Raw genomic sequence first — 22,108 nt, forward strand, 5'->3', positions numbered from 1 at the left:
TTTAAGCGAGCTTACCGATTCCCACTTGTTTAGTGAAGCAATTTTTGGCTCAAGCTAACAAAAATAGGGATTTAAGCGCTACTAACTATTGGATTCACGGTCATTAGCCCATATTATCCACACATAATAATTTTCATGTGACAACAGAGAGCACCTTATGTTGCAGTTCAAAATAATCCCTGTCACACCGTTCCAGCAAAACTGTACTGTTTTTTGGTGTGATGAAACCCAAAAAGCCGCTGTTGTTGATCCCGGCGGTGATATTGAGCAAGTGATCGCCTTTATTGATAGTAAAGGTTTAACCATGGAAAAGGTATTGCTGACACATGCCCATATCGATCATGCTGGCGCCACCAAAGCACTATCAGAGCACTATGGTGTGTCGGTAGAGGGGCCGCATGAGGAAGATCAATTTTGGATTGACTTAATTCCCATGCAAAAAGAGCGCTTTGGATTTGCAAACGCAGAAGCATTTGAAACTGACCGTTGGTTAAACCAAGGAGACAAGGTTCATTTTGGCAATGTTGAACTAGATGTATACTTCTGCCCCGGACATACGCCAGGCCATGTAGTGTTTATTGATCACCAAACAAAACTTGCTCAAGTAGGGGACGTTTTATTCAAAGGTTCTATTGGTCGTACAGACTTTCCTCGTGGTGACCATGCAACGTTGATAAGTTCTATTCGTGAGAACTTGTTCCCTTTGGGTGATGATATTCGTTTTATACCGGGTCATGGGCCAATGAGCACGTTCGGTGATGAACGACGCAGCAATCCATTTGTTGGTGACGGAGCGCATTAGTCTGATGAAGAATACATTTGTTTTTCGTATGCAGCGACGCCTAAAAGAGATCGACTCTAGTAAGTGGTTCCAAGGAAGCGTGATTGCGGTCATTATTTTATCTGCATTATTGGTTGGGGCAAAAACCCATAATTTGCCTGCCGAAGCGATTGTTGTACTCGCTATTTTAGATGTTGCAGTCACTATATTCTTTGTCGTTGAAATTACAATTCGCTTTTTGGCTTATCGGAATAAAGCTGAGTTTTTTAAAAGTGGCTGGAACATATTCGACTTAGTCATCGTGATTGGTTCTCTGATACCAGCAGGTGGTTCGGGTGTATTGATTGCCCGTTTGTTGCGCGTATTCCGAGTGCTGCGTTTAGTATCTATGGTGCCAGAACTGCGTTTGCTGATTAATGCGCTCATAAAAGCCATTCCACGGATGGGTTATATTGCGTTATTGATGTTCGTGATCTTTTATATTTATGCTGCGATTGGCAGTATTATTTTTAAAGAGATCAACGAGGTCTTGTGGGGCGATGTGTCAATTTCGATGCTGACACTTTTCCGTGTCGCCACATTTGAAGACTGGACGGATGTTATGTACGAGACGATGGCTGTTTATCCTATAAGTTGGATTTACTATCTCACCTTTATTTTCTTAACGGCGTTTATCTTCCTAAATATGATGGTGGGTACAATTTTAGAAGTAATGAGTGAAGAGCATGAAAACTTTCGTGCGCAATCTCACGGAGAGTCCAAAGAGGGCGGGGAGCCAGCAAGCCGCGCCCAAATTGAAGCTCTGCAAGAAGAGATCGCAGAGCTGAAAGCACTCATTCAACAGTCTCAAAAACCTTAATGACCTAGATTGCAGCTTTACTAACGTAGTAAAGCATCAGCAACCCGTTGTTTGAGTATAGGTAAAGTATCTTGCTCGAACCACGGGTTTTTCTTTAGCCATAAATTGTTACGTGGGCTTGGGTGAGGCAATACAATGATTTGATGCTCGTCAAGAAAGGGTTGGTGTTTGGTCGCGTCCGTTAACGTCATCGCGCAAGATATTAGCGCTTTTTTATGCCACTGATAGGCATATTGACCAACAAGTACGGTGAGCTTTATCTGTGATAAATGCGACATCAAAGGCTGGCGCCAAGTATCTGCGCAAAGCGGAATGGGAGGCAAGTCGCCAGACTTTCCCTTGCCAGGATAACAAAATCCCATAGGTACCAAAGCTAAGCTCTCTGCAGAGTAAAATGTCGTTTCGTCAATACCTAACCATTTTCGCAATCGCTGACCACTTTTGTCGTCGAATGGACGTCCTTTATCATGTGTGACAAGGCCTGGTGCCTGACCGGCTATAAGTACTTTAGAGGCTTTGCTGACTTGAAAAATTGGGCGTGGCGTTAGCGGCAAACTTGCTGCACAAAGTGAACATTGTTTAATTTCACTTACCAACGTATCAAATGATTGTTTAGACATCGGGCTCTCGATAAGTGAATACGTTATCGAGCGAGGTACCGAACACATCAGCAATCTTAAAAGCAACTTCGAGCGATGGCGAGTACTTGTTTTTCTCTATAGCAACGATGGTTTGCCGAGAGACATTAACCGCATCTGCAAGTGCCTGTTGGGTCATTTCCTCTTTATCAAATCGTAAGCGTCTAATATTGTTATGAATAGATTTAGCCACTACATTGTTCCTCGCTGATATAACCACACTTGTCTGGCGTGTTTGATAACGTCTGAAACCAAAAAACCTATCAAGGTAAAATGTAGGAAGTTCAATTCTAGAGATGCCGAATTGATCGCAAAAGGACGTTCTGACAGTGTACCATTCCACACCCAAATAAGGGCGACGACAATGAAAAGAACAAAGGTTAAATAGCCGGCTTTGTCTCCATGCAACGATATAAGTTTGTCTCGCTCATCATCTCCTCTAGCGGCATCTCTATGATTTATCGCTGCGATAATACCTGTAAAAATAGCGAATACTACACCACAAATAATAATCGCTACGCCCATCAGCTCAACAAGCGAGGCTAAGTTCATAGTTTGCCTGCTATCTGCACCCATTACCGAACTTATATAGTAATAAAGCACAAATACGTTGGTGAAGATGTTGGCTACGGAAAGCTTCATTTTAAATGACATAAACATAATCCTTGATGTTAAATATTTTAGACATAAAGTTAATTTAGTTATACTTTTACGGTGTGTCAAATATTTTTGTCATCGTGTATGTTTTTTTATGCTTTTATCCGTGGTTACTAATTTTTAGGCAAAAAAAAGAGCCGCAATCGGCTCTTTTTCTAAAACTTGATGTTTACGGGCTTATGATTTTTTACGCACACGAAATGCAACTAAAGCCGCTAGCATTAATGCAGCAATTGATGGCTCTGGAACTGGTGTACCAAATCGGATGTCACCAGATAAAAAGTTACCAAACTCATCAACAGCGTCAAAGATACCGAATGCAGTTAAGAAACCGTTAAAACCGTTGTACATTTCAGCATCTAAGAAGCCAATACCACTTAGTAATTGTGCTGGATCGTTTAATTCAGCAAGTGGGAATAGCGGGTAAGCTAGGTCATCAGTGATATCGAATGTTACTGAGCCTAATGTGATTGAGAATGAAAAGAATTCATCATCTGCTGCTGTTACTGTACCAAATGCGTCCACGTTTCCAGGGTTGTAAGAAATACTACCAACAACGCCAGAGAAACCATCTGCAATACCAAAGGCATTGTCAGTATTAAACGGGTCGTTTACCGCATTTTCAATAATGATGTCTTGCATTATTGTTGCTTGGCTTACTGCTGCAAAAAGTGTAAATACAGCTGCCGTGATTAATTGTGTTAACTTCTTCATGTCATACTCCAAAATACAAATTGCGCTACGCATTAACGTAGCGCGTTTTTATTATTATCTGTTTAGTTCAACTAGCGTAAAGCCAATCTCTTCGCCAGAATCATCTGTCAACACTACACCACCAAGATAGGTTTCACCCTCTAGTAAATCTTTGAAGTATAGGTAGATGTTTGAGTTAAAGCCGGCGCGAGCAATCGGACGAGTGCGAACCAACATATTACCTTCGTTGCCATTTACAGCGTGGATATTTAGGTTATATGCCATTGTTTCGTCACCTGCTAACGACCAACCGTGAACAAATGCTAAGTAGAAATCAGAACCGTTTAACGGCGCTGGGTTCATTAACATCACATCTTCGTCAGAGCTGCCATTTGTAGATTGACCTACTAGGCTACAACCGTCTTCAGCATCACAACCGTATACAAACAAGTCGATATCTGCACTTGGGTTAGGAAGCTCATCAGTTCTCAAGCTAAAGCGAAGTGCTCTTGTACCTTCAAATGATTCGAAGAAGTGAAGACCTAAGCCAGGCTCATTAAAGCTGAAGCTTGAATCTGGGTCTTGTGAAACAACATTTGGTTGTTTGATGCCAGCAGTCATGCCAACCGCTTCAGCAAAGAAACTGCCGTTGTAGTTAAACTCAACTGGTAGTGTCATGCGATGTCTGTCAGACGTTGGCGCATCAATCACTGATTCAACGTAGTTAGCTTTAGGCGGTATAACAGGTAACACAGCGATAGGGCTGCGCACTGTGTGCGTACCGTTTGTCCATGTAATTGAACCGAACACCCAATCATCTAGAACTACTGAAGCATTTTGCGAAAGCACTAGTTGGTATGCACCAATGCCGCCAGCAGTAACATTCATGGTTGATGCTGGTTCAAAGCTAGAGCCGTTCCAAACGTTAAGTGTTACGTCAATGCCTGCCGGAGCTTCAATAGTTGCAGTGTATGTAGAGTCTGCGCCTGATACATCAGTCACAATACGTACAGCTGCTTCAGGGAAGCCTAGCTCAGATGCCGTAATAGATGGGTGGTTGTAGTTTGTACCTGAAGGGTAGCCGCCATCAGCTAATGAAGCACAAATGCCAGCACCGTAGATACTCTCAACAACAGCAACTTCGTCTTCTTTACCACAGATGAAGCCAACGTAATCTGCAAGGCCTGCTTCATATACAATGCCAGGGTTAACTGCCGCATTTGGTACAACGTGACCCGCACCAAAATCAAATGGATCCGCTGGTGTTACACCATCTTCTTTAACAACGTTTTGACGCGCTGTTGTCATGATTGCAGAGCGAACAGCAGCTGGAGACCAACCTGGATTCTGTTCAATCACAAGTGCTGCAATACCCGCAATATGTGGGCTTGCCATAGAAGTACCTTGCAAGTAAGCAAACTCTTCTGCCACTGGTGATGCTGCAAGAATTTTAACACCCGGTGCAGTGATATCAGGTACCATCAGATCAGCAACTGCTAAGCTTGGACCACGTGAACTGAAGTCAGCCATGATGTTACCGACTTCTGTCGCAGTAGCTGTAATCGTGTCTGATAATGTCACAGATACAGAGCCACCACCGTTAATTTCAGCTGCAATTGCAACACCGTCGTCGTTACCAATCATAACCGCTGGTATAGTAATTGGGTTTGCTGGTGTACCACCCATAGGGAATGGACCTGCGCCCGGAAGGTTGTTGTAAACGACAGCCGCAATTGCGCCAGCGTTTTGAGCATTCTCTACTTTTGTTGTGAATGCACAGCCACCACGGCTAATTAGTGCGATCTTACCCGCAACATCAGCTGGGTTGCTTAATGGAGCACAGGCTACATCATCAATTGTAACGGCAAGTTCAGCAGAAACAGGGCCTGTTGAGGCAAGCGTTGGTGTAAATGCAGCTTCGTTTGCTAGCAAAGTAGAACCCGCCATAGCACCAGTGGTTACTGAAATGCCTTGTGCTGGTGTTTGACCATCATATGTTGATGCAGCAACGTTTGTTACCCATGGAACAGGCATACCTACAGTACCCGCACTAGGACCACTGTTACCTGCAGATGTTGCAACAAATACACCAGCGTTAGTCGCGTTCAAAAATGCGAATGAAGGACCAGTAAGTAGGCTTGTTAAGCTGCCACCGATAGAGTAGTTGATTACATCTACGCCATCTTCAACAGCTGCTTCAATAGCAGCCATTGTATCTGTACCGAAACAACCAGGATCGCGGTCTGAGAAATCCCAACATGCTTTGTATGCAGCTACGCGAGCACGAGGTGCCATACCACGGGTTTCGCCCGCGTCTTGGCCATTAATCATTGCACTTTCTAGTACATTACCTGCTGCTGTACCAGCTACGTGAGAGCCGTGACCGTCAACATCTCGCGGTGACTCGACTTCGTAACCAGCTAATGTGCCAGCAGCTTTTGCACCCGCGTTAAAATAACGAGCGCCAATAAGTTTGTTGTTACACTCAAATGCAACGTCGGTATCAACAGCACATTCGCCGTTCCAGCTGCCTTCAGGCATAGGCGCGTAGTCAGTACCGTCAAAGCTTGGGTGAGTTGGATTGATACCTGTATCTACGATACCAACAATAACATCTTCACCCAATGCACCAGTATCATGTAAACCACCTGGGGTAGTTAGCTCCATGAACTCAGGCGTGTTAGCCGTTGTTAGTGGCATAAATTCGTCTTTCCAAACGTTAAGCACGTCTGGATGATTTCTCAGCACTTCGGCTTGCTGTTCAGAAATTTTTACTGTAAAGCCGTTAAATGTGTGACCATAAGTGTAGATAGGAGCTGGTAGGCTGCTAGAGGCAATAACTGCATGTTGCTTCGATTTTAATTGCGCAACATAGCTTTGGTTTTCTGAACTGTTTGGATTGTAGTTAGCACCTGCTTTTGCCAACATTCTCTCAGGAACATTTCTCAGATCAACAGAACGCTGGATAGCGGTTTGATCTTTCATTTGGATGATGTAAACACCCTTTGAAACAGTAGGTTGTGGGGAATTTTCTGCTAATGACACGTTTCTATGTGGTTGTGGAGCTGCAGTAGCGTTTGCTGCAACCAAACCAGCTGCCATAAGAAAACTAGCATACTTGATTTTGCTATATTTCATTATGTTTCCTTTGTTTATTTTTATTGAGACTCTTTGCTTATTCGTTGCAAAGTAGTGCATCCGTAGTCAGCAAAAAATAAACCAAATTGTAAAAACTATGTAAATAAAACGTAAAGGTGGCGTTTTAAGGGAGGTTCGAGCTGACTAAACCTTGAACACTCGGTTTAGCGCATTTTCTTTAATTGTAAAATAATATGACATCTGAAATTTTTCTAAAAACAGCCAGAAATTAAATTTTTTAGTATAAAAAATAGGGTGTTATACTACTTCGTGTTAAGAAAATGATACGTTAAATAATTGTTAACTGTATGTAAATTAGCCCGACATGAGTGTTGACAGGAATGAGAATCGATAAATATTTGTGCAAAAGTACAGAGCTGACCCGGAGTGAAGCCAAAAAATTACTAAAAACAGGGAAAGTTACGATAGACGGCGCAGTGTCCAAAAATGGAGCTGACAAAGTGCCTGAAAGTGCTGTTGTTGAAGTGGAAGGGCGCTCTTTAAGCTTGCTAGGCCAGCGATATGTCATGCTATACAAGCCTGAAGATACTATTTGTTCAAATGTCGACGAAGTGTATCCATCTGTTCTTCATTTTATTGAAATAGATCGTGTTTATGAGATGCATATTGCTGGTCGGCTGGACGCTGATACTACTGGGCTTGTCTTGATTACTGATGATGGCAAGTGGTCTCATAATGTCATTTCACCTAAAAAGCACTGTGAAAAAACGTATCGGGTTTGGCTTGCAGAACCTTTAGAAGAAAAAGCTATTGACCAGTTTAAGGAGGGAGTTCAGCTGCATGGGGAAAAACAGCTCACCCGTCCTGCTAAATTGGAAATTGTTGCCCCGCAAGAAGCCTTACTGACCATCGTTGAAGGTAAGTACCATCAAGTTAAACGCATGTTTGCCGCAATCGGCAATAAAGTGGAAGCATTGCATCGTGAACGCATTGGTATTATTGAGCTGGATGAAATGTTAAACCCAGGTGAGTGGCGTTATCTTACCGAAGCAGAAGTTAACGCATTTAAATAAGTCTAGCCACAATAAGGAACACTACATATGCCTCATCTAGTGATTGAACATTCTAACGATGTATTAGTGCAAACAGACACTAAAACACTTATTGAAACCACTGTTAATGCTGCCATGGATTCAGCTTTATTTGAAGTGCCACATATTAAGGCGAGAACATTGGACTACGGGCATATATTTGTCGGCGGAACAGATAAGGGCTTTATCCATGTCGTTGCTCGAATACTGTCGGGTAGAACCATAGAGCAACGTCAGCATCTTTCCTCTACGCTACTGAAAGCGTTACAAAATATGTCACTTAAGGAACTTTCGATTACGGTGGAAGTCGTAGAAATGGAACGAGAAAGTTATAGCAAACATATTTGTTAGCATAGCGTTTGCCAAAATAAGGAAAGTGTAATGTCAAAAGTAGCCAATTGGTTAAAAGAAAATAAAGCCTTTGTACTGTTTATCATGTTAATGAGCGTATTTCGTTCGGCGGTTGCTGATTGGAACGATGTACCAACGGGTTCTATGAAACCAACGATAGTTGAAGGCGATCGTATCTTTATCAATAAAATGGCTTATGATATTCGTGTTCCATTTACACATACCTCTCTTGTGAAACGAGCTGAACCAAGTTTTGGTGATGTGGTTATTTTCGACTCCAAAGTATCAGACAAAAGGCTCGTCAAGCGCGTTATTGGTGTACCGGGTGATACCGTTTCAATGAAAAGCAACATTTTGTTCGTTAATGGTAAAGCGTTAAATTATGAAGTCGTGCACTACGAAAATGGGGCAACAGACTACATCGAGGCGCATGGTAGCCATCGACATAAAGTACGGACGACAAGTGATGATAGCTTTTCAAGTTTCCAGCCGGTAGTTGTACCTGACGACCATTATTTAGTGCTTGGCGACAACCGCAATAACAGTGCAGATTCAAGATTTATTGGCTTTGTGCCTAGAAATGAGATTGTCGGGAAAAGTGAAAGTGTTGCGTTTTCGTTAGATTACGATAATTACTTTTTACCACGTGCTTCAAGATTTTTTATGGCTTTAGATAACTAGACAATGGTTCTTATACATAAAAAGAAAAAGGCTGCACTAGCAGCCTTTTTTCGTATTCATTTAGAAGATCATTTCTTCTTGTCGTTAAGTGCATTGAACTTTGCCATTTGCTCGTCTGTCGCAGGCAGTTGATGCTTATCTTTCCATTCACTATAAGGCATACCATAAACGCTTTCTCGCGCTGTTTCGATATCAATATCAACCCCAAGTTTTTCCGCTTCTGCTACCGTCCACTTGGAAAAGCAATTGCGGCAAAAGCCGGCCAGTATCATCAGATCAATATTTTGAACATCTTTACGACTATCAAGGTGGGCTAGTAAACGGCGAAAAACAGCCGCTTGAATCTCAGTCTCTTTATCCATTGTTATTCTCTTCTGTTATTTCTTCTACGTCTGGTTCAGGCTTGGTGTATCGTCGAATCTGCACGATCATACCCATATACGGATGATCGAAGTAATGAACCTCTTTACTGATAACCCGCTTGTGCTGACTGAAAGGAATTAGCTGATACTGGAATGCCTCAATGGGGTCAGCATCTTTCGTTGGTACCGCAACGTTAAAGTCTGCGGTAATATGCAAATAATGATTCAAATGAAGACGAAAGTAGCCTTCAAGTTCCCAATCTTGATTTGGCGTTATGGGTAAATCTATCATCAAGCCTTCATCACTGTCCTCGTCTAACACTGCCAATGCAGGATCATCTAGCTCTGAAAGTGTCGTATTGAACGAAAAGTCATTATTGCTAAGCTTTTGATAAATGTTGTTCAAACGTGTCTCAAGAGGAGTAGGCTCAGTATTGACGATAAGCAAACCATTTTCATTAGTTTGACGTGTTTCATCTAAGCCAAATGTGTCTAAGTCCTGCTTTCTCAACGAGTCTAGCGTTTTGCGCGTTTTAAGCTTATCGACATACTCTTTGTATGTTTGCTGATAGTGCTTTCCTGCAATTATTTTTAATGCAGGCTCTCGACTTGGCTTACGCCTGTTTACCAGTGATTGACGCCATCCGAAGTGAAGCATTGGTCGAAAGTCTCTGCTGCGCTTTAATTGCAATGCAATATCTTTTAGTTGAAGCGACTCTTCATTGATAAGGTACGGTTGGTCTGTATAGACAAACTCGCTGTCGCTGAGCTCACCTCGCAGCTCGTCAATGGGAAACTGATTAAAATCAGCGAGTTGCTCACCATATTGGACAAACTCTGCAGGCGTTTCAGGTATGTCTTGGCACAGTAATTTATTTGACGTCTCTAAACGAATCGTTTGGTCAGTGACAAAGTGCGTTTGAGCTTTGGCAATTAACGTAACTTCTTCATCAGTTAAGCCAACCAGCACTTCTTGGTCTGCATTTGTTTCCCTGTCGACAATGGCTTCGCCCTCAACAATAGTTTCGCTTTCTAACAGCCCACTAATGTCTGTTGAATTTTCATTAGCTTGTACGTCTAGCTCAGCATCATTTGTGCTTTCTGCTGTGTTTAGTTGAGTAGCAGCTAGCAGTGCTTGTGTTTCAGCGTCATCAGCGGAAGCCTCAGCGTTGAGAAACGGTTGCTCGAGCCCTTCCATTTCAACGTCACCATCTTCCTGTTCGTCAGAAGAAAGTAGACTAATTTCTTCAAGTGATAACGTTGGAAATAGCGCAGGCAGTTTGCCTGTGGCTACTCTGTAACTTTGTTCATACTCGCCGGTATCACATGAAGGGAGTTGTAACGTTAAACTTGCTACGTCGGGATACAAATAAGGTGTTAACAAATCCATCACTTTAGGATGGTTGGACAGCACCCCGTCACCTGTGAAAGCCTCTTGCAGTTTCCCCTTGTCGCCAAGCTGTGTAAATAAGATGACTTCAGTTTCAAACCAACGTTTATCTACAGCCGCACCTGCACTGGTGGCAAGTGATAAAGAAATTGCAGCGGTAAGCATGTTAAGCGGTTTTACAGTCATATGTATTTCTTAGTTAGGCGATCTTTTCTTAAACGTAGCAGTGAGTTATGTCATTAACTTACTCATTAGGCAAAGCTATGTTAACAGAATCTGCTAATACTATGTAAGCTCCGCCAAAATTGTTTGTATCAATGTAAATCGTGTTTGCGCATCATCACTTGCTTTGGTGAATTTGAGCTTATTTGCGCCTTCCATCTTGTACATCTTCGGTTTGCTTTGCATTAAACCAATGATCTTCATCGGGTCAATGTTCGTGTTATCTTTAAATTCGATAGCACCGCCCGCCGGACCTGCGTCAATCTTAGCAATGCCGTATTGCTGAGCTTTAAGTTTCAACTTGGCGACATGGACAAGGTTTTTAGCAGGTTGGGGCAATAGGCCAAACCTATCGATTAACTCGACTTGAATTTCATCTAGTGCCTCTTTATCGGTACAACTTGCAATGCGCTTATACAAGCTTAAGCGCAGACTAACATCAAAGATATAATCGTCTGGCAGTAGCGCAGGAATGCGTAAATCAACTTCGGTTTGTTTCGCCGTTAAGTTATCCAATGTTGGCTCTTTGCCTTCTTTTAATGCTGCAACGGCCTGGTCAAGCATTTCCATGTATAAACTAAAGCCCACTTGGCTCATTTGACCGCTTTGATCTTCTCCGAGTAGTTCACCTGCACCACGAATCTCTAAATCATGTGTTGCAAGCGTAAAGCCTGCGCCCAAGTCTTCGAGTGATGCGATAGCTTCGAGACGCTTCTTCGCATCTTTAGTCATGCGCTTTTCATGTGGTGTTAGCAAGTACGCATAAGCTTGGTGATGAGAACGACCAACACGGCCGCGTAATTGGTGAAGTTGCGCCAAACCTAAGTTATCTGCTCTATCCATAATGATAGTGTTGGCGGTCGGTATATCGATACCGGTTTCAATAATGGTGGTACATACGAGTACATTGAAGCGCTGGTGATAAAAATCACTCATGATGCGTTCTAATTCTCGTTCGCGCATTTGACCATGCGCAGTGACCACTTTAGCTTCTGGTACTAGGGCTTCAATGTCGCGTGCAGTTTTCTCTATGGTGTCGACATTATTGTGTAAAAAGTACACCTGACCACCACGTAAAATTTCACGCAGAATAGATTCGCGAATAAGCGCATCGTCGCGCTCGCGAACAAAGGTTTTTACGGCTAAGCGTTTCGCCGGTGGCGTAGCGATGATAGACAGGTCTCGCATACCGCCCATCGCCATATTTAACGTTCGTGGAATCGGCGTGGCAGTTAGCGTCAGAATATCGATATCGCTTCGCAACTGTTTAATTTTTTCTTTTTGCTTAACACCAAAACGATGCTCTTCATCAACAATCAGTAGACCAAGATCTTTGTACTTAATGGAATTTTGAAGCAGCTTGTGTGTACCAATTAAAATATCGATTTGGCCACTCTCTACTTTCTCAATAACGGCGTTTTGTTCTTTTGCTGTTTTAAAACGAGAAAGCACTTCAATACTTACTGGCCAGTTGGCAAACCTATCGCGGAAATTTTCGTAATGCTGCTGTGCTAATAACGTGGTTGGCACCAGAACAGCCACTTGTTTTCCGTCGTTCACGGCAACAAAGGCTGCGCGCATAGCAACTTCAGTTTTACCAAAGCCCACATCACCACACACCAATCTGTCCATTGGCTGTTTATCTAGCATGTCACTGACAACAGCATGAATCGCTTGCTCTTGATCTATGGTTTCCTCGAAGCCAAAGCTCGCGGCGAACGCTTGGTAATCGTCTTTATCGCGCTTGAATTGATAGCCTTGTTTACTTGCGCGCTTCGCGTAGACATCAAGTAACTCAGCGGCAACATCTTTCACTTTCTCCGCCGCTTTTTTCTTGGCCTTTGACCACGTGTCATTGCCGAGTTTATGCAGCGGTGCCTGGTCTGGAGCATTACCCGAATAACGGCTGATCAAATGAAGTGAGGCAACAGGTACGTATAATTTCGCGTCGTTAGCATAGCTTAGGGTCAGAAACTCAGTGCTGATACCGCCGGTATCAATAGTTTGCAGCCCTAAGTAGCGTCCAATACCGTGATCAATATGGACAACTGGCTGGCCAGGAGCTAGCTCTGCTAAATTCTTAAATATTGCATCTGCTTGAACGTCTTGCTGCTTGGAGCGGCGGCGAGACTGCTTAACCGTATTACCTAAAAGCTCAGTTTCAGTAATTACGGCAATGTACTCTTTGTCGTTTTCTGCAAATATAAACCCATGAGTCAGCGCATTCACAGTAATACCAATACTGTCATCTGAGCTAATAAAAGCATCTATGTCGGCAAATTCAGAAGGCTTGATGTCCTGTTGTTTTAGTAGCTCCAGCACACTTTCACGTCGGCCTTGTGATTCTGCAATAAACAAGAAGCGAGTGCGTTTTTGTGTGAGAAAATTCTCTAATGCAGCGAATGGTTGTTTTTGCTGATGGTCTACAGCAATGTCGCTTATTGCCTGTGTATCAAAGACAAACTGATTTGCTTTCTTGCGGCCCATTTTGGTGGGCACGATAGATAAACGGTCAAACGCTTTTAGGGCAGTAAATAACTGCTCTACCGACAAAAACAGTTTATCTGGCGAGAGAAGTGGTCTTGTTGGGTCGTAACGTCTGTCTTCATAGCGATACTCGATATCAACCCAATAGTGGTTTAGTGCGTCTTCAATATCGCCAGTAACCACTGGTAAGGTATTTTTCGGAAGATAGTCGAATAAGGTGTTCGTTTGCTCGAAGAATAGCGGCAGATAATATTCAACACCGCTGGGCATAATACCGTTACTGACTTGGTGATAAACCGACTCTTTGTCAATCGTTGACTGGAAGGTTTCACGATATTGGCTTCTAAACAGGTTGATACCGTCTTGGTCTGTAGGGAACTCATGCGCTGGCAGAAGATTTATCTCATCAATTTTGTCGCTCGAACGCTGAGTGTCAGGATCAAAAAGGCGAATTTCATCAATTTCATCATCAAAGAAATCAAGGCGAAATGGCTGGTTGCTGCCCATTGGAAACAGGTCGAGAATAGCGCCACGTGCAGAGAATTCACCGTGCTCCATCACTTGGTCGACATTACGATAACCGCTGGCTTCTAACTCTTGTCGAAGGGCGTGTAAGTCTTTTCGTTGGCCTTTCTTTATCAATAAACTGTTGGCATCAAGGTAACTCTTCGGCGCCAGTCGTTGGGCTAGCGTGGTTACCGGTACAATGATTAAACCTTTCTCTAGGCGAGACAGAGCATAAAGCGTCGCCAATCGTTGAGAAATGATATCTTGATGCGGAGAAAAGTTATCGTAAGGTAACGTTTCCCAATCAGGAAAGAGGTATACCGGAATATTATGCTGCTTTGATAAGCTCAGGATTTCTTGTTCTAGACGTAATGCTGTTGGCGTATCGTGAGTAATTACCATCAAGGGTTTTTCAGCTTGCACTGCACCTTGGTAAATGGCTACTGCGCTACTTGAGCCAGGTAAGTTTACCCATTCTTTTTTGTCAACTTGTTCAGCTGTTCCTTGGGCGAGTGGTGGTGCGAGCAGATTGGCAAAGTTACTCATGAATATCTAAAACTTCCGTTAGTCTCTGGATACAAGAAAATAGGTGCGCTAGTGTATCATGCAGTAGTGCATTCTCAACCTGTTCACTCAACGGAAATTAAGCAATTAGGGCGCATCTATGAAAATAGGGATTTATATTTACGAACAAGCTGAAGTTTTGGATTTTTCAGGGCCTTTCGAAGTTTTTGCAAAAGCCAATATGCTTACTGACGAATACCATTTTGAACCGCTTCTCATTAGCGAAGCAGGTGGATTAGTGTATGCGCGAGCCGGCTATCAAGTGATGTCGAGCCACAGTATTGATAACCATCCAGCGCTGGATGTTTTGATTGTTGTTGGTGGTGTTCACACTGAGGAAATGCATAACCAACCTGTGCTCGACTGGTTGTCTTTGCAAGATGAAAAGGTGCCCGTTGTTGCTTCTGTATGCACCGGGGCCTTTATACTAGCAGCGGCAAAAGTGTTAACGTCAGAAAGCGTTACCACGCATTGGGAAGATATTCCTGATTTACGTCAACAGTTTCCCTCGCTTACCGTGATCGAAAATAGACGCTGGGTAGAAAGTGGCAAATTCACTACATCGGCCGGTATTTCGGCGGGCATTGATATGAGTTTGCGTTTAGTTGAGCGCTTGGCATCCCATGAACTCGCGATAAAAACGGCTCGGCAAATGGAGTTTGATATACATCCGGTGGAAAGAACATAAAGAACATAGCAAGGATGTAATTCTGGCAATTGGTGAAAGAGTAAAAGTGTTATGGCTGCTGCTTGCGCCTGAATTCGGTTGGCGTGCACTGATACCAGTGTTTGAATGCACGACAAAAGTTCGCGCTTTCTCTATATCCTAACAGGTTGGCAATGTCATAAACGGTATATTGTGCTTGCTTAAGAAGGTTGCTTGCCACTCGCTTTCTTTCTTCTTCTAATAGTCCTTTGAATGAGGTGTTACGTCGTTTGAGATGCCTGATTAGTGTGCGCTCGTGCATGTTAAGCTGCTCACTTACAAGTACCTGAGAAATAGGTGATGGCTCTTTACTTTGATTGATAACATCATTGATATGTTGATGTATGAGCTGTTTAACCTTCACATCTATAGCGTGACTTGCATTCTGGGTTTGTTGAAGCTTCTCGCACTGGCTTATATTGAAGTCGTATGACACAGGATCATGAAGTGGTGAAGGAGAATGCCACACCGACAGCGGAATGAGTATTTTATTTTGACTAGCACTAAATACCAGTTTTGCGTCAAATTGCTGTTCTAGTAAAAGCTGTTTATCAACAGCGTTCGACTCAAAATAGATCAGTGACCTGTTTTCCGGTACATGACCTGTTAAAAACGTGACAATTACCTCCAATGCACGGGACAGGGCCTCAAAAAAGAATGTTTTAAATATCTGACTGTTTGAGGTGTCTTTTATTGCAATTTCAACGTAGTTTTCAATAACGCTTACACGCGCTTTGTAGACATCGCATCGAATATGGAACCATGTTAAAAACGTGCTAAGTGCTTCACCGATAGTTGGCGCACTCAATGTTGCGTAGCCCACTGGGCCGTGACTAGCTGCGCCTAAATGAGCCCCGTAAATGGCTGCGTATTCAGGCTTTTCAGCATACTTTTCAATGTTTTCGACAAACACAATAGCATCGGTAACCGATATGGCTTCTTGCATCAGTGCCGCCTGCCAAGAGCCATCTAACAATGAAAAACGTGAGTTTTCCAATATCTTCTCTACTGGCGCTAAATCCAAACTTAACGCCATCAATACATATGCTTTGTGAATATGTTGAACAGTCAACGTGCCATCGTGTTTTAGTTGCTATGTCACTTAATGATAATTTAAATGTCAAAAAATGAAACCTTAACTTTGAACCAACCTATTTATAGTGGTGATAACGAATAGATTAAGTTGATAGGACTTGCCCGTGTCTGCATCCAACGGATTTTCGCAAACTGTACAATCGTCTGAATTGACTGTTGAAGAAGTTGATTATCAGACTATCTGGCAACAATCAGCGCCGCCTGTGGCATGGGGAACTATTGCACTGTTTATCGGTTACCTTGCCGGTTACGCCATTATTATCTGGGCTGCATTGTCAGATGCTGTGTCATACATGGTAGCGACACCTATTTGTGCGTATCTTGCTTATGTTGGCTTTACTGTTGTTCATGATGCCGGCCATGGCAGCATTATTCAGCTTGGCTCTCGCTTTAAACCGCTAGAAACCTTGATGGGGTGGATTGCTGCTTTTCCATTGCTACTGGTACCGTATCCAGCGTTTAAACGTTTGCATGATAGACATCACGCGTTCACCAATGATCCTGACAGAGACCCAGATCACTTCAGTTTTGGCGACAAGTGGTATCTGGTGGCGCTTAATTGCTTATTTATTCCTATTCAATATCATCTGCTCATGTTTACTAAGCTGCGCCATATTCGGAGTATCAGAGAAACTTACATAACATCCTTTATTTACTTCGCGGCAATCCTGTTATCAATTGTGTGGTTAAGCTCTCTAGGCTATTTTGACGAGTTACTGTATCTGCTTTTTATTCCCAACTTAATTGCAGTATTCGCGTTGGCGATGTTTTTTGATTACATCCCACATTATCCGCACAAGTCAGTCAATCGTTACCAAAACACTCGCGTGTACCCCGGGCGTTTATTGAATGTGTTATTACTTGGCCAAAACTATCATTTAGCACACCACATGTATCCGCGTGTACCTTGGTACAAATACAAAGAAGTTTACGAAAATACCAAGCCTGATCTTGATGCGCATTACGCGCCCGTTGATCACCTCACAACAGTTCAAGCATTAACGAGTGGCTTGAACCCAAAGGTGATGACTTCACCACATGCATACGGTTTGGTCGATAACGGCAATGCAATAGAAATGTTGTTGTCAGTCACCAAGATTGAACGTCTAAATGAAGAGTCTGTTGCTATTACCTTTAAGCTGCCAGAGGGCACGAAACTTAACTTTCTTGCGGGGCAATACATTATGTTGAGCAAGTGGTTGTCAGGGGAGCAAAGAATCCGATGTTATTCTTTGTGCAATAGCCCTTTAGAGCATTCGAGTGAGTTAACCATAGGTGTTAAAAAAGTCGGTGATGGCGTGTTTTCAACATTTATTAACGAGGAACTTAAAGTAGGGGATGAGCTTATTGTATCGGGGCCATTTGGTGACTTTACCTATCCAGCTGAAAACGGTGTCGACATCGACAACCTTTGTCTTATCGCAGGTGGCAGTGGTATTACGCCCATACTATCGATATTGAAAACTGTTTTACTAGAAACACACAGAAAGGTAGAGCGAATATCACTGATCTATGTTTGTAAGCGTTCAGATAGTGTTATGTTCAAGCAAACGCTAAACGCATTAGCAGACAAACACGCAGAGCAGCTTGCTATCACATACCTCTACAGTGAAGAACTGCGCACTGGTGCATTTTTGGAAGATGAACTGTCAAGAGATGAATCGCTAAGTGGTGAACAACCAACGCTTGGTCATTCAACCAGTAATGCAGTAATCGACGGTATAGATATAACAAAAAATACCCCACATACAGGCTATTACCTGTGCGGACCAGAATCTTTAAATCAATTTGTTGCTGAGTACTTGAAGAAAAGCCACATTGATGACCAGTACATTTTTAGTGAGCGCTTTACCACACAAGTGAGTTCACCTATTGGTGAACGCTACCCTGTGGGCATTCAAACAAGCGATGGCGAAGAGCATCAGATTCATGTTGCTGGTAATCAAACCATATTGGAAGTAGCAAAATCAGAAGGGATAAAACTCCCTTATGCCTGCGAAAATGGTCATTGTGGCACCTGCAAATGCAAAATCGTGAAGGGAGGTGAGGGGCGTTTAAATTCCCTTAAAGACAATATCCCTGCACTAAGCAAAGAAGATAAAGAGGCGGGGTATACATTGGCTTGTCAATATAAGCCCACTGGCGCTATTTCAATTCGAGAGGTAGGGGTTTAGATCAGCACGTACAAGCTTTCTCAAGAAAGAGTCTTGTAAAAGAATCTTCAGCGCTGCAAAACCTTTTTAGGTGTTAAGAAGCAATCAATTTCAAAATCACCTTTGGCTATTGAATGCCAATCGATTTCTTTTGATGTGCTCATTTTTACGTAACCACATGTAGGTACATTATCGATGTTAGCGCCTGACAGCAAATTAACTGCATCTGTTATTGCGGGATTATGCCCAACAATAATGACTTCATTTAATGCAGTATCAATTTGCTGGCACCAGCTAATAAGTGTTGCGCTACTAAAGGTATAAAGCGTTTCGTCAGTTTTCCACTCAATACACTTTTGTGGCAGTGCCTTGGCTATCAGCTCAATAGTCGCCTGCGCTCGAGCGGCGGGGCTGCAATAAACATGTGTCAAAGGACAATAGTTTATGATGTGTTCTGCCATCGCTGGTGCGGTCTTCAACCCACGTTTATTAAGTGGCCGATCAATATCGGCCAATGTGGGAAAGTCCCAACTCGATTTCGCATGGCGGATGAAGTGGATAGTTCTGGTATCAGGCATAGATGTTTGAAAAATTCATTAATCTCACTTAATTAAAGCACGTATTTTATTAACCCGATTGCGTAAGCATAAACTTGAACGGGTACATTGGAATAATAAGTCTCAATAACATGGACGACAGCGTTTATGCTACCAGAGTTCGGTGGTGCTACATGAACGGATAAGGATCGAGGCAACGAGCGGCTGAATTTCAGTCTTATACATTTTCAGCTTTTTCTAATGTCCCAAATATGTATACACCAGTGAAGCCAAATACACACATTACCCACCCCAATGTATCGGCCTTGTTCTCTTCCAAAAAATCATAGCCGGTTATCAACAAACCAATAAGCGAGAGAAAAGAGGGTAATAAAAGGATAAGAAACCACATTGCTTTGCCACTCAGTTTTACTGCGCCTGCACAGTAAGGGCAAACTTGCACACTTCGTGAAAATTGATACCAGTTTGGCTTCTGCTTTATTGGGCGGCGACCGAGTTGACTGAGCGCGGCCTTCTCACCGCACCAAGGGCATTTCTTTTTTAACATTCATCCTTCCTTGATGGAATGCCCCAGTAAAGGGCTGATTAATATTTGGCTAAAATGGGAAGCAAGCTAAACCTAGCCAAACGTTAGCAGTCCTGCTTGCAAAGCTTGTTATTTGTATATACCGATAAACCTTTAGGGCATCGATATTAACACTGACTTTAACTTAGTAGGTTGAGTTAACACACTTTTAAGTGGAGTCTGATTACCCAATACAGGAACTCTTTTGTTCATCCATTTAAGAGCGTTTTTCTGAGTCTGGTAGTAGACTACCGCAGCTAACTTTGGGTCATTATTACACAGTGGCAATAACTCTTCTTTAAATGTGCATTCGACAAACCTTGCCTCACATAGTTTTGCAAAGTTATTCCAAGCCGATTCATCCATGCTTAACTTCATTCAAACATATAACGCCTTACTAATGGGCGCATAAATGCTTGGCTAAAATTAGCGACGAAGGAGCACAAGCCAAGCGTTTTGCGTCCTTTTGAGTAACTTGTTAGGTTTTGGTTTCAACCAGAGGTTAGACATTACTCATGCCTAACCTTTAGTCGACGATTTATAATCTGCTGAATTACCCACTCGAATATTATTGGAGTTAAGAAAACAAATATAATGTTCATTGAGTCGACATAGTTGAAAGCTAAGGCAATGACAAAGCCCGCCCCAGTGCCCAAAAATGCTTCCCATGGTTTAATGAATTTGTAAAAGTGAATTGAAAGCATAATTGAGCTAATAATTACCCAACACGCAAGTGGAATACGATCAGGATTTTCTATGTGTTCAAAATTACGTAACCAAATCCAAATTCCAGTAGCAAAAAGCAATAACACTTGCAATGGACGACCAAATTTTTGCCATGACAGCTTTTTCTTATTCAATAATTCATTCATATACTTTACTAAGAAAACCTATTTAAAAACCTAACGCCCCAATAAGGGGCTGATAAATGCTTGGCTAAACTTGTGTAGCGAAGCGGAACTGAGCCAAGCTTTCGCAGTACCGCGCTTAATTGGCTTGTTATACAACCTTTGACCTAAGCCAGTGTATTGGCTTACGTAAAATGACAAAAAAAACAAAACCAAAAAATATTCCTTGTAGAATTTGCATACCTATAGAGTTTTCAGAATATAAGCTCTTTCCAACGCGAAGTTCAACTAACAAATTGTTGGATTTTAAGTACTTCCCTATTATCTTTTTACCACTCATCAATACTTTGAACTCATCACATGAGCTGAAGTTATTAGAGGAGAAATATCTTTCTCCATTGAGGTGATAATACCCTGTGTAGTTCTCACGTCTTGAATTGAGTTTGCATGAAAGTTCACTATCGGTTAAGTCAATATCTACAACATATTTATCCGTTCGATGAGATACCAAATAGATCGTGGTGAGGAGAATGAAAGTAGTTGCCACAACAACATCGAATAAAACCTTTGATTTGACTCTACTCATTACGCCTCAGGGTGTATAACGCCCCAATAAGGGGCTGATAAATGCTTGGCTAAACTTGTGTAGCGAAGGGGAACCGAGCCAAGCTTTAGCAGTCCCGCGCTTAATTGGCTTGTTAGCTTTCAATTACTTGGTCTTTATGGCGCCAAATAAAAGCTTCACCTAACTCTTCTTGTTCCCAGTGATATTTAATAATTGAACCATTCTCTTTGAATTTACCCCAACCCCAGCCTTCTTCTACGAAGTTGAAGTATAGGCAACTACCGTTTAGAACAGCTACAACCCAAAACTCATGTTCAAAGTCGTATTGTTCCTGTCTCCATTTAACAGGTTTAATTTTACATTTGGTCCATTTTTTTAATGTCTCAAATTCTGAGTCGCTGATTGCAACGTCAGCTTCTGCTATTTCTTGATTTACTTCATCGAGAGTTAAATTTGACAGCATACTATCCTTGAAAGCTAACGCCCCAATAAGGGGCTGATAAATGCTTGGCTAAACTGTGTAGCGAAGCGGAACTTAGCCAAGCTTTAGCAGTCCCGCACTTAATTGGCTTGTTATGTGTCGTTTTTCCACGGTAGTTGCAGATAAATTAATGACATAGTTACAAACGCTATCAAAGACATAACTTTAATAAACCTAAAATCTAATTGTGTTGAATCTAGGTAGCTAGCAATTATATACAGTATAAATGTGCTCGCAGTGATTACTGTGCCAAAAAGAATACTACAGAGGTATTTATTAATGCTCGAATTCTTTAAGTTTGTGTACGCTAATACACCAATTAATATGACGGGTAAGAATGCTAGAAAGTAAATCGGGAAGTATAAATCATCGTAATTTTCTTCTTGGTAAGCATCTAGAAAAATCATTGTGCTTAATCCTAAAAAGACAAAACCCATAAACTTCAGAGTGGTTTTAAGGTTTCTCCAAAATGTACTTTTTAATTCATTAGTCAAAAGAACACTCCATTTCCAAAGACACATAACAGTATATTATGTAGACGTCTCAGTAATATCCGCCCACGATTGACCAAATAAAATATCAGAAACCTTAAATAATTCAATTTGTTATCAATATAATTTGTGAGTTTAATTTACTTCAACGGGGAATTACTAAGACTTCATAGTAATATCCGATTATAACAACTGACTTTTACTTAATAATTTCAGCAAGTTAAAGGGTGAAATGTTGATGCCGAGGGGATTTACTGAGAATTCT

General features: G+C 42.1%; 22 protein-coding genes. 7 read left to right on the forward strand and 15 right to left on the reverse strand.

The window, feature by feature from the left end; all coding sequences use genetic code 11:
* The first annotated feature begins 160 nt into the window (after positions 1-160).
* Both ACFSJY_RS06785 and ACFSJY_RS06790 read left to right on the forward strand, forming a co-directional pair.
* Positions 161-802: an MBL fold metallo-hydrolase gene (locus ACFSJY_RS06785; protein WP_386032712.1), complete on the forward strand. Its 642-nt coding sequence runs from the start codon at positions 161-163 to the stop codon at positions 800-802.
* A 4-nt stretch (positions 803-806) separates the two neighbouring features.
* Complete coding sequence (locus ACFSJY_RS06790; protein WP_386032714.1) at positions 807-1,640, forward strand: ion transporter; 834 nt, start codon at positions 807-809, stop codon at positions 1,638-1,640.
* A 20-nt stretch (positions 1,641-1,660) separates the two neighbouring features.
* Here the strand turns inward: ACFSJY_RS06790 and ACFSJY_RS06795 are convergent, their stop codons facing one another.
* The 5 genes from ACFSJY_RS06795 to ACFSJY_RS06815 all read right to left on the reverse strand — a co-directional run bounded on the left by ACFSJY_RS06795 (position 1,661) and on the right by ACFSJY_RS06815 (position 6,766).
* A complete protein-coding gene (locus ACFSJY_RS06795) occupies positions 1,661-2,260 on the reverse strand; it encodes a uracil-DNA glycosylase family protein (RefSeq protein WP_386032525.1) in 600 nt (199 codons plus the stop codon).
* Positions 2,253-2,417, reverse strand: a complete 165-nt coding sequence (locus tag ACFSJY_RS06800; RefSeq protein WP_386032716.1) for a helix-turn-helix transcriptional regulator — start codon at positions 2,415-2,417, stop codon at positions 2,253-2,255. Before ACFSJY_RS06800 ends, ACFSJY_RS06795 begins: the two co-directional genes overlap by 8 nt.
* 53 nt (positions 2,418-2,470) lie before the next feature.
* Positions 2,471-2,932, reverse strand: coding sequence for a hypothetical protein (locus ACFSJY_RS06805; protein WP_386032528.1), 462 nt, complete (start codon positions 2,930-2,932; stop codon positions 2,471-2,473).
* A 180-nt stretch (positions 2,933-3,112) separates the two neighbouring features.
* Positions 3,113-3,649: a PEP-CTERM sorting domain-containing protein gene (locus ACFSJY_RS06810; protein ID WP_386032531.1), complete on the reverse strand. Its 537-nt coding sequence runs from the start codon at positions 3,647-3,649 to the stop codon at positions 3,113-3,115.
* Positions 3,650-3,703: 54 nt separating this feature from the next.
* A complete protein-coding gene (locus ACFSJY_RS06815; protein WP_386032533.1) occupies positions 3,704-6,766 on the reverse strand; it encodes a S8 family serine peptidase in 3,063 nt (1,020 codons plus the stop codon).
* 341 nt (positions 6,767-7,107) lie between these two features.
* Between ACFSJY_RS06815 and rsuA the strand changes: the two genes are divergently transcribed.
* The 3 genes from rsuA to lepB are packed head-to-tail and all read left to right on the forward strand — an operon-like array spanning position 7,108 to position 8,850.
* Entirely contained in the window at positions 7,108-7,800 is a 693-nt protein-coding gene (rsuA, locus tag ACFSJY_RS06820) for a 16S rRNA pseudouridine(516) synthase RsuA (protein ID WP_386032535.1), read from the forward strand.
* A gap of 27 nt (positions 7,801-7,827) precedes the next feature.
* On the forward strand, positions 7,828-8,169 hold the full coding sequence (locus ACFSJY_RS06825) for a 5-carboxymethyl-2-hydroxymuconate Delta-isomerase (RefSeq protein ID WP_386032537.1): 342 nt from the start codon (positions 7,828-7,830) through the stop codon (positions 8,167-8,169).
* Positions 8,170-8,199: 30 nt separating this feature from the next.
* Positions 8,200-8,850, forward strand: a complete 651-nt coding sequence (lepB, locus tag ACFSJY_RS06830; RefSeq protein ID WP_386032539.1) for a signal peptidase I — start codon at positions 8,200-8,202, stop codon at positions 8,848-8,850.
* Between the two features lie 68 nt (positions 8,851-8,918).
* Here the strand turns inward: lepB and ACFSJY_RS06835 are convergent, their stop codons facing one another.
* From ACFSJY_RS06835 to mfd, 3 genes are all read right to left on the reverse strand, one after another.
* Positions 8,919-9,212, reverse strand: a complete 294-nt coding sequence (locus tag ACFSJY_RS06835) for a DUF1244 domain-containing protein (protein ID WP_386032542.1) — start codon at positions 9,210-9,212, stop codon at positions 8,919-8,921.
* The gene (locus tag ACFSJY_RS06840) at positions 9,205-10,788 is read right to left on the reverse strand and encodes a CsiV family protein (protein WP_386032545.1); all 1,584 of its coding nucleotides are present in this window, start codon (positions 10,786-10,788) and stop codon (positions 9,205-9,207) included. Before ACFSJY_RS06840 ends, ACFSJY_RS06835 begins: the two co-directional genes overlap by 8 nt.
* 99 nt (positions 10,789-10,887) lie before the next feature.
* Complete coding sequence (mfd, locus tag ACFSJY_RS06845) at positions 10,888-14,364, reverse strand: transcription-repair coupling factor (RefSeq protein ID WP_386032547.1); 3,477 nt, start codon at positions 14,362-14,364, stop codon at positions 10,888-10,890.
* 118 nt (positions 14,365-14,482) lie between these two features.
* On the opposite strand from mfd, the gene ACFSJY_RS06850 reads away from it, so the two are divergent.
* On the forward strand, positions 14,483-15,070 hold the full coding sequence (locus ACFSJY_RS06850; protein ID WP_386032550.1) for a DJ-1/PfpI family protein: 588 nt from the start codon (positions 14,483-14,485) through the stop codon (positions 15,068-15,070).
* Between the two features lie 49 nt (positions 15,071-15,119).
* Here ACFSJY_RS06850 and ACFSJY_RS06855 read toward each other — a convergent pair whose 3' ends face one another.
* On the reverse strand, positions 15,120-16,160 hold the full coding sequence (locus ACFSJY_RS06855; protein ID WP_386032552.1) for an AraC family transcriptional regulator: 1,041 nt from the start codon (positions 16,158-16,160) through the stop codon (positions 15,120-15,122).
* Positions 16,161-16,287: 127 nt separating this feature from the next.
* Between ACFSJY_RS06855 and ACFSJY_RS06860 the strand changes: the two genes are divergently transcribed.
* The gene (locus ACFSJY_RS06860; RefSeq protein WP_386032554.1) at positions 16,288-18,357 is read left to right on the forward strand and encodes a fatty acid desaturase; all 2,070 of its coding nucleotides are present in this window, start codon (positions 16,288-16,290) and stop codon (positions 18,355-18,357) included.
* Between the two features lie 47 nt (positions 18,358-18,404).
* Here the strand turns inward: ACFSJY_RS06860 and ACFSJY_RS06865 are convergent, their stop codons facing one another.
* The 6 genes from ACFSJY_RS06865 to ACFSJY_RS06890 all read right to left on the reverse strand — a co-directional run bounded on the left by ACFSJY_RS06865 (position 18,405) and on the right by ACFSJY_RS06890 (position 21,334).
* Complete coding sequence (locus tag ACFSJY_RS06865; RefSeq protein ID WP_386032556.1) at positions 18,405-18,914, reverse strand: SixA phosphatase family protein; 510 nt, start codon at positions 18,912-18,914, stop codon at positions 18,405-18,407.
* 196 nt (positions 18,915-19,110) lie between these two features.
* Entirely contained in the window at positions 19,111-19,440 is a 330-nt protein-coding gene (locus ACFSJY_RS06870) for a hypothetical protein (RefSeq protein ID WP_386032558.1), read from the reverse strand.
* A gap of 132 nt (positions 19,441-19,572) precedes the next feature.
* Entirely contained in the window at positions 19,573-19,836 is a 264-nt protein-coding gene (locus ACFSJY_RS06875; protein ID WP_386032560.1) for a hypothetical protein, read from the reverse strand.
* A gap of 131 nt (positions 19,837-19,967) precedes the next feature.
* Positions 19,968-20,330, reverse strand: a complete 363-nt coding sequence (locus ACFSJY_RS06880) for a hypothetical protein (protein WP_386032562.1) — start codon at positions 20,328-20,330, stop codon at positions 19,968-19,970.
* A 127-nt stretch (positions 20,331-20,457) separates the two neighbouring features.
* Positions 20,458-20,892, reverse strand: coding sequence for a hypothetical protein (locus ACFSJY_RS06885; RefSeq protein ID WP_386032564.1), 435 nt, complete (start codon positions 20,890-20,892; stop codon positions 20,458-20,460).
* Between the two features lie 112 nt (positions 20,893-21,004).
* A complete protein-coding gene (locus ACFSJY_RS06890) occupies positions 21,005-21,334 on the reverse strand; it encodes a hypothetical protein (RefSeq protein WP_386032566.1) in 330 nt (109 codons plus the stop codon).
* Positions 21,335-22,108 lie beyond the last annotated feature (774 nt).

This window comes from Thalassotalea euphylliae, assembly GCF_042682785.1.
Lineage (GTDB): Bacteria > Pseudomonadota > Gammaproteobacteria > Enterobacterales > Alteromonadaceae > Thalassotalea_F > Thalassotalea_F euphylliae.

Excerpts from the sequence above, each read along its gene's own strand:
- ACFSJY_RS06880 (WP_386032562.1), bottom strand. The coding sequence starts at position 20,330 with ATGAATGAATTATTGAATAAGAAAAAGCTGTCATGGCAAAAATTTGGT.
- ACFSJY_RS06840 (WP_386032545.1), bottom strand. The coding sequence starts at position 10,788 with ATGACTGTAAAACCGCTTAACATGCTTACCGCTGCAATTTCTTTATCA.
- ACFSJY_RS06885 (WP_386032564.1), bottom strand. The coding sequence starts at position 20,892 with ATGAGTAGAGTCAAATCAAAGGTTTTATTCGATGTTGTTGTGGCAACT.
- ACFSJY_RS06850 (WP_386032550.1), top strand. The coding sequence starts at position 14,483 with ATGAAAATAGGGATTTATATTTACGAACAAGCTGAAGTTTTGGATTTT.
- ACFSJY_RS06865 (WP_386032556.1), bottom strand. The coding sequence starts at position 18,914 with ATGCCTGATACCAGAACTATCCACTTCATCCGCCATGCGAAATCGAGT.
- ACFSJY_RS06810 (WP_386032531.1), bottom strand. The coding sequence starts at position 3,649 with ATGAAGAAGTTAACACAATTAATCACGGCAGCTGTATTTACACTTTTT.
- ACFSJY_RS06795 (WP_386032525.1), bottom strand. The coding sequence starts at position 2,260 with ATGTCTAAACAATCATTTGATACGTTGGTAAGTGAAATTAAACAATGT.
- ACFSJY_RS06825 (WP_386032537.1), top strand. The coding sequence starts at position 7,828 with ATGCCTCATCTAGTGATTGAACATTCTAACGATGTATTAGTGCAAACA.
- ACFSJY_RS06800 (WP_386032716.1), bottom strand. The coding sequence starts at position 2,417 with ATGACCCAACAGGCACTTGCAGATGCGGTTAATGTCTCTCGGCAAACC.
- ACFSJY_RS06890 (WP_386032566.1), bottom strand. The coding sequence starts at position 21,334 with ATGCTGTCAAATTTAACTCTCGATGAAGTAAATCAAGAAATAGCAGAA.
- lepB (WP_386032539.1), top strand. The coding sequence starts at position 8,200 with ATGTCAAAAGTAGCCAATTGGTTAAAAGAAAATAAAGCCTTTGTACTG.
- mfd (WP_386032547.1), bottom strand. The coding sequence starts at position 14,364 with ATGAGTAACTTTGCCAATCTGCTCGCACCACCACTCGCCCAAGGAACA.
- rsuA (WP_386032535.1), top strand. The coding sequence starts at position 7,108 with ATGAGAATCGATAAATATTTGTGCAAAAGTACAGAGCTGACCCGGAGT.
- ACFSJY_RS06805 (WP_386032528.1), bottom strand. The coding sequence starts at position 2,932 with ATGTCATTTAAAATGAAGCTTTCCGTAGCCAACATCTTCACCAACGTA.
- ACFSJY_RS06790 (WP_386032714.1), top strand. The coding sequence starts at position 807 with ATGAAGAATACATTTGTTTTTCGTATGCAGCGACGCCTAAAAGAGATC.
- ACFSJY_RS06870 (WP_386032558.1), bottom strand. The coding sequence starts at position 19,440 with ATGTTAAAAAAGAAATGCCCTTGGTGCGGTGAGAAGGCCGCGCTCAGT.
- ACFSJY_RS06815 (WP_386032533.1), bottom strand. The coding sequence starts at position 6,766 with ATGAAATATAGCAAAATCAAGTATGCTAGTTTTCTTATGGCAGCTGGT.
- ACFSJY_RS06835 (WP_386032542.1), bottom strand. The coding sequence starts at position 9,212 with ATGGATAAAGAGACTGAGATTCAAGCGGCTGTTTTTCGCCGTTTACTA.
- ACFSJY_RS06875 (WP_386032560.1), bottom strand. The coding sequence starts at position 19,836 with ATGAAGTTAAGCATGGATGAATCGGCTTGGAATAACTTTGCAAAACTA.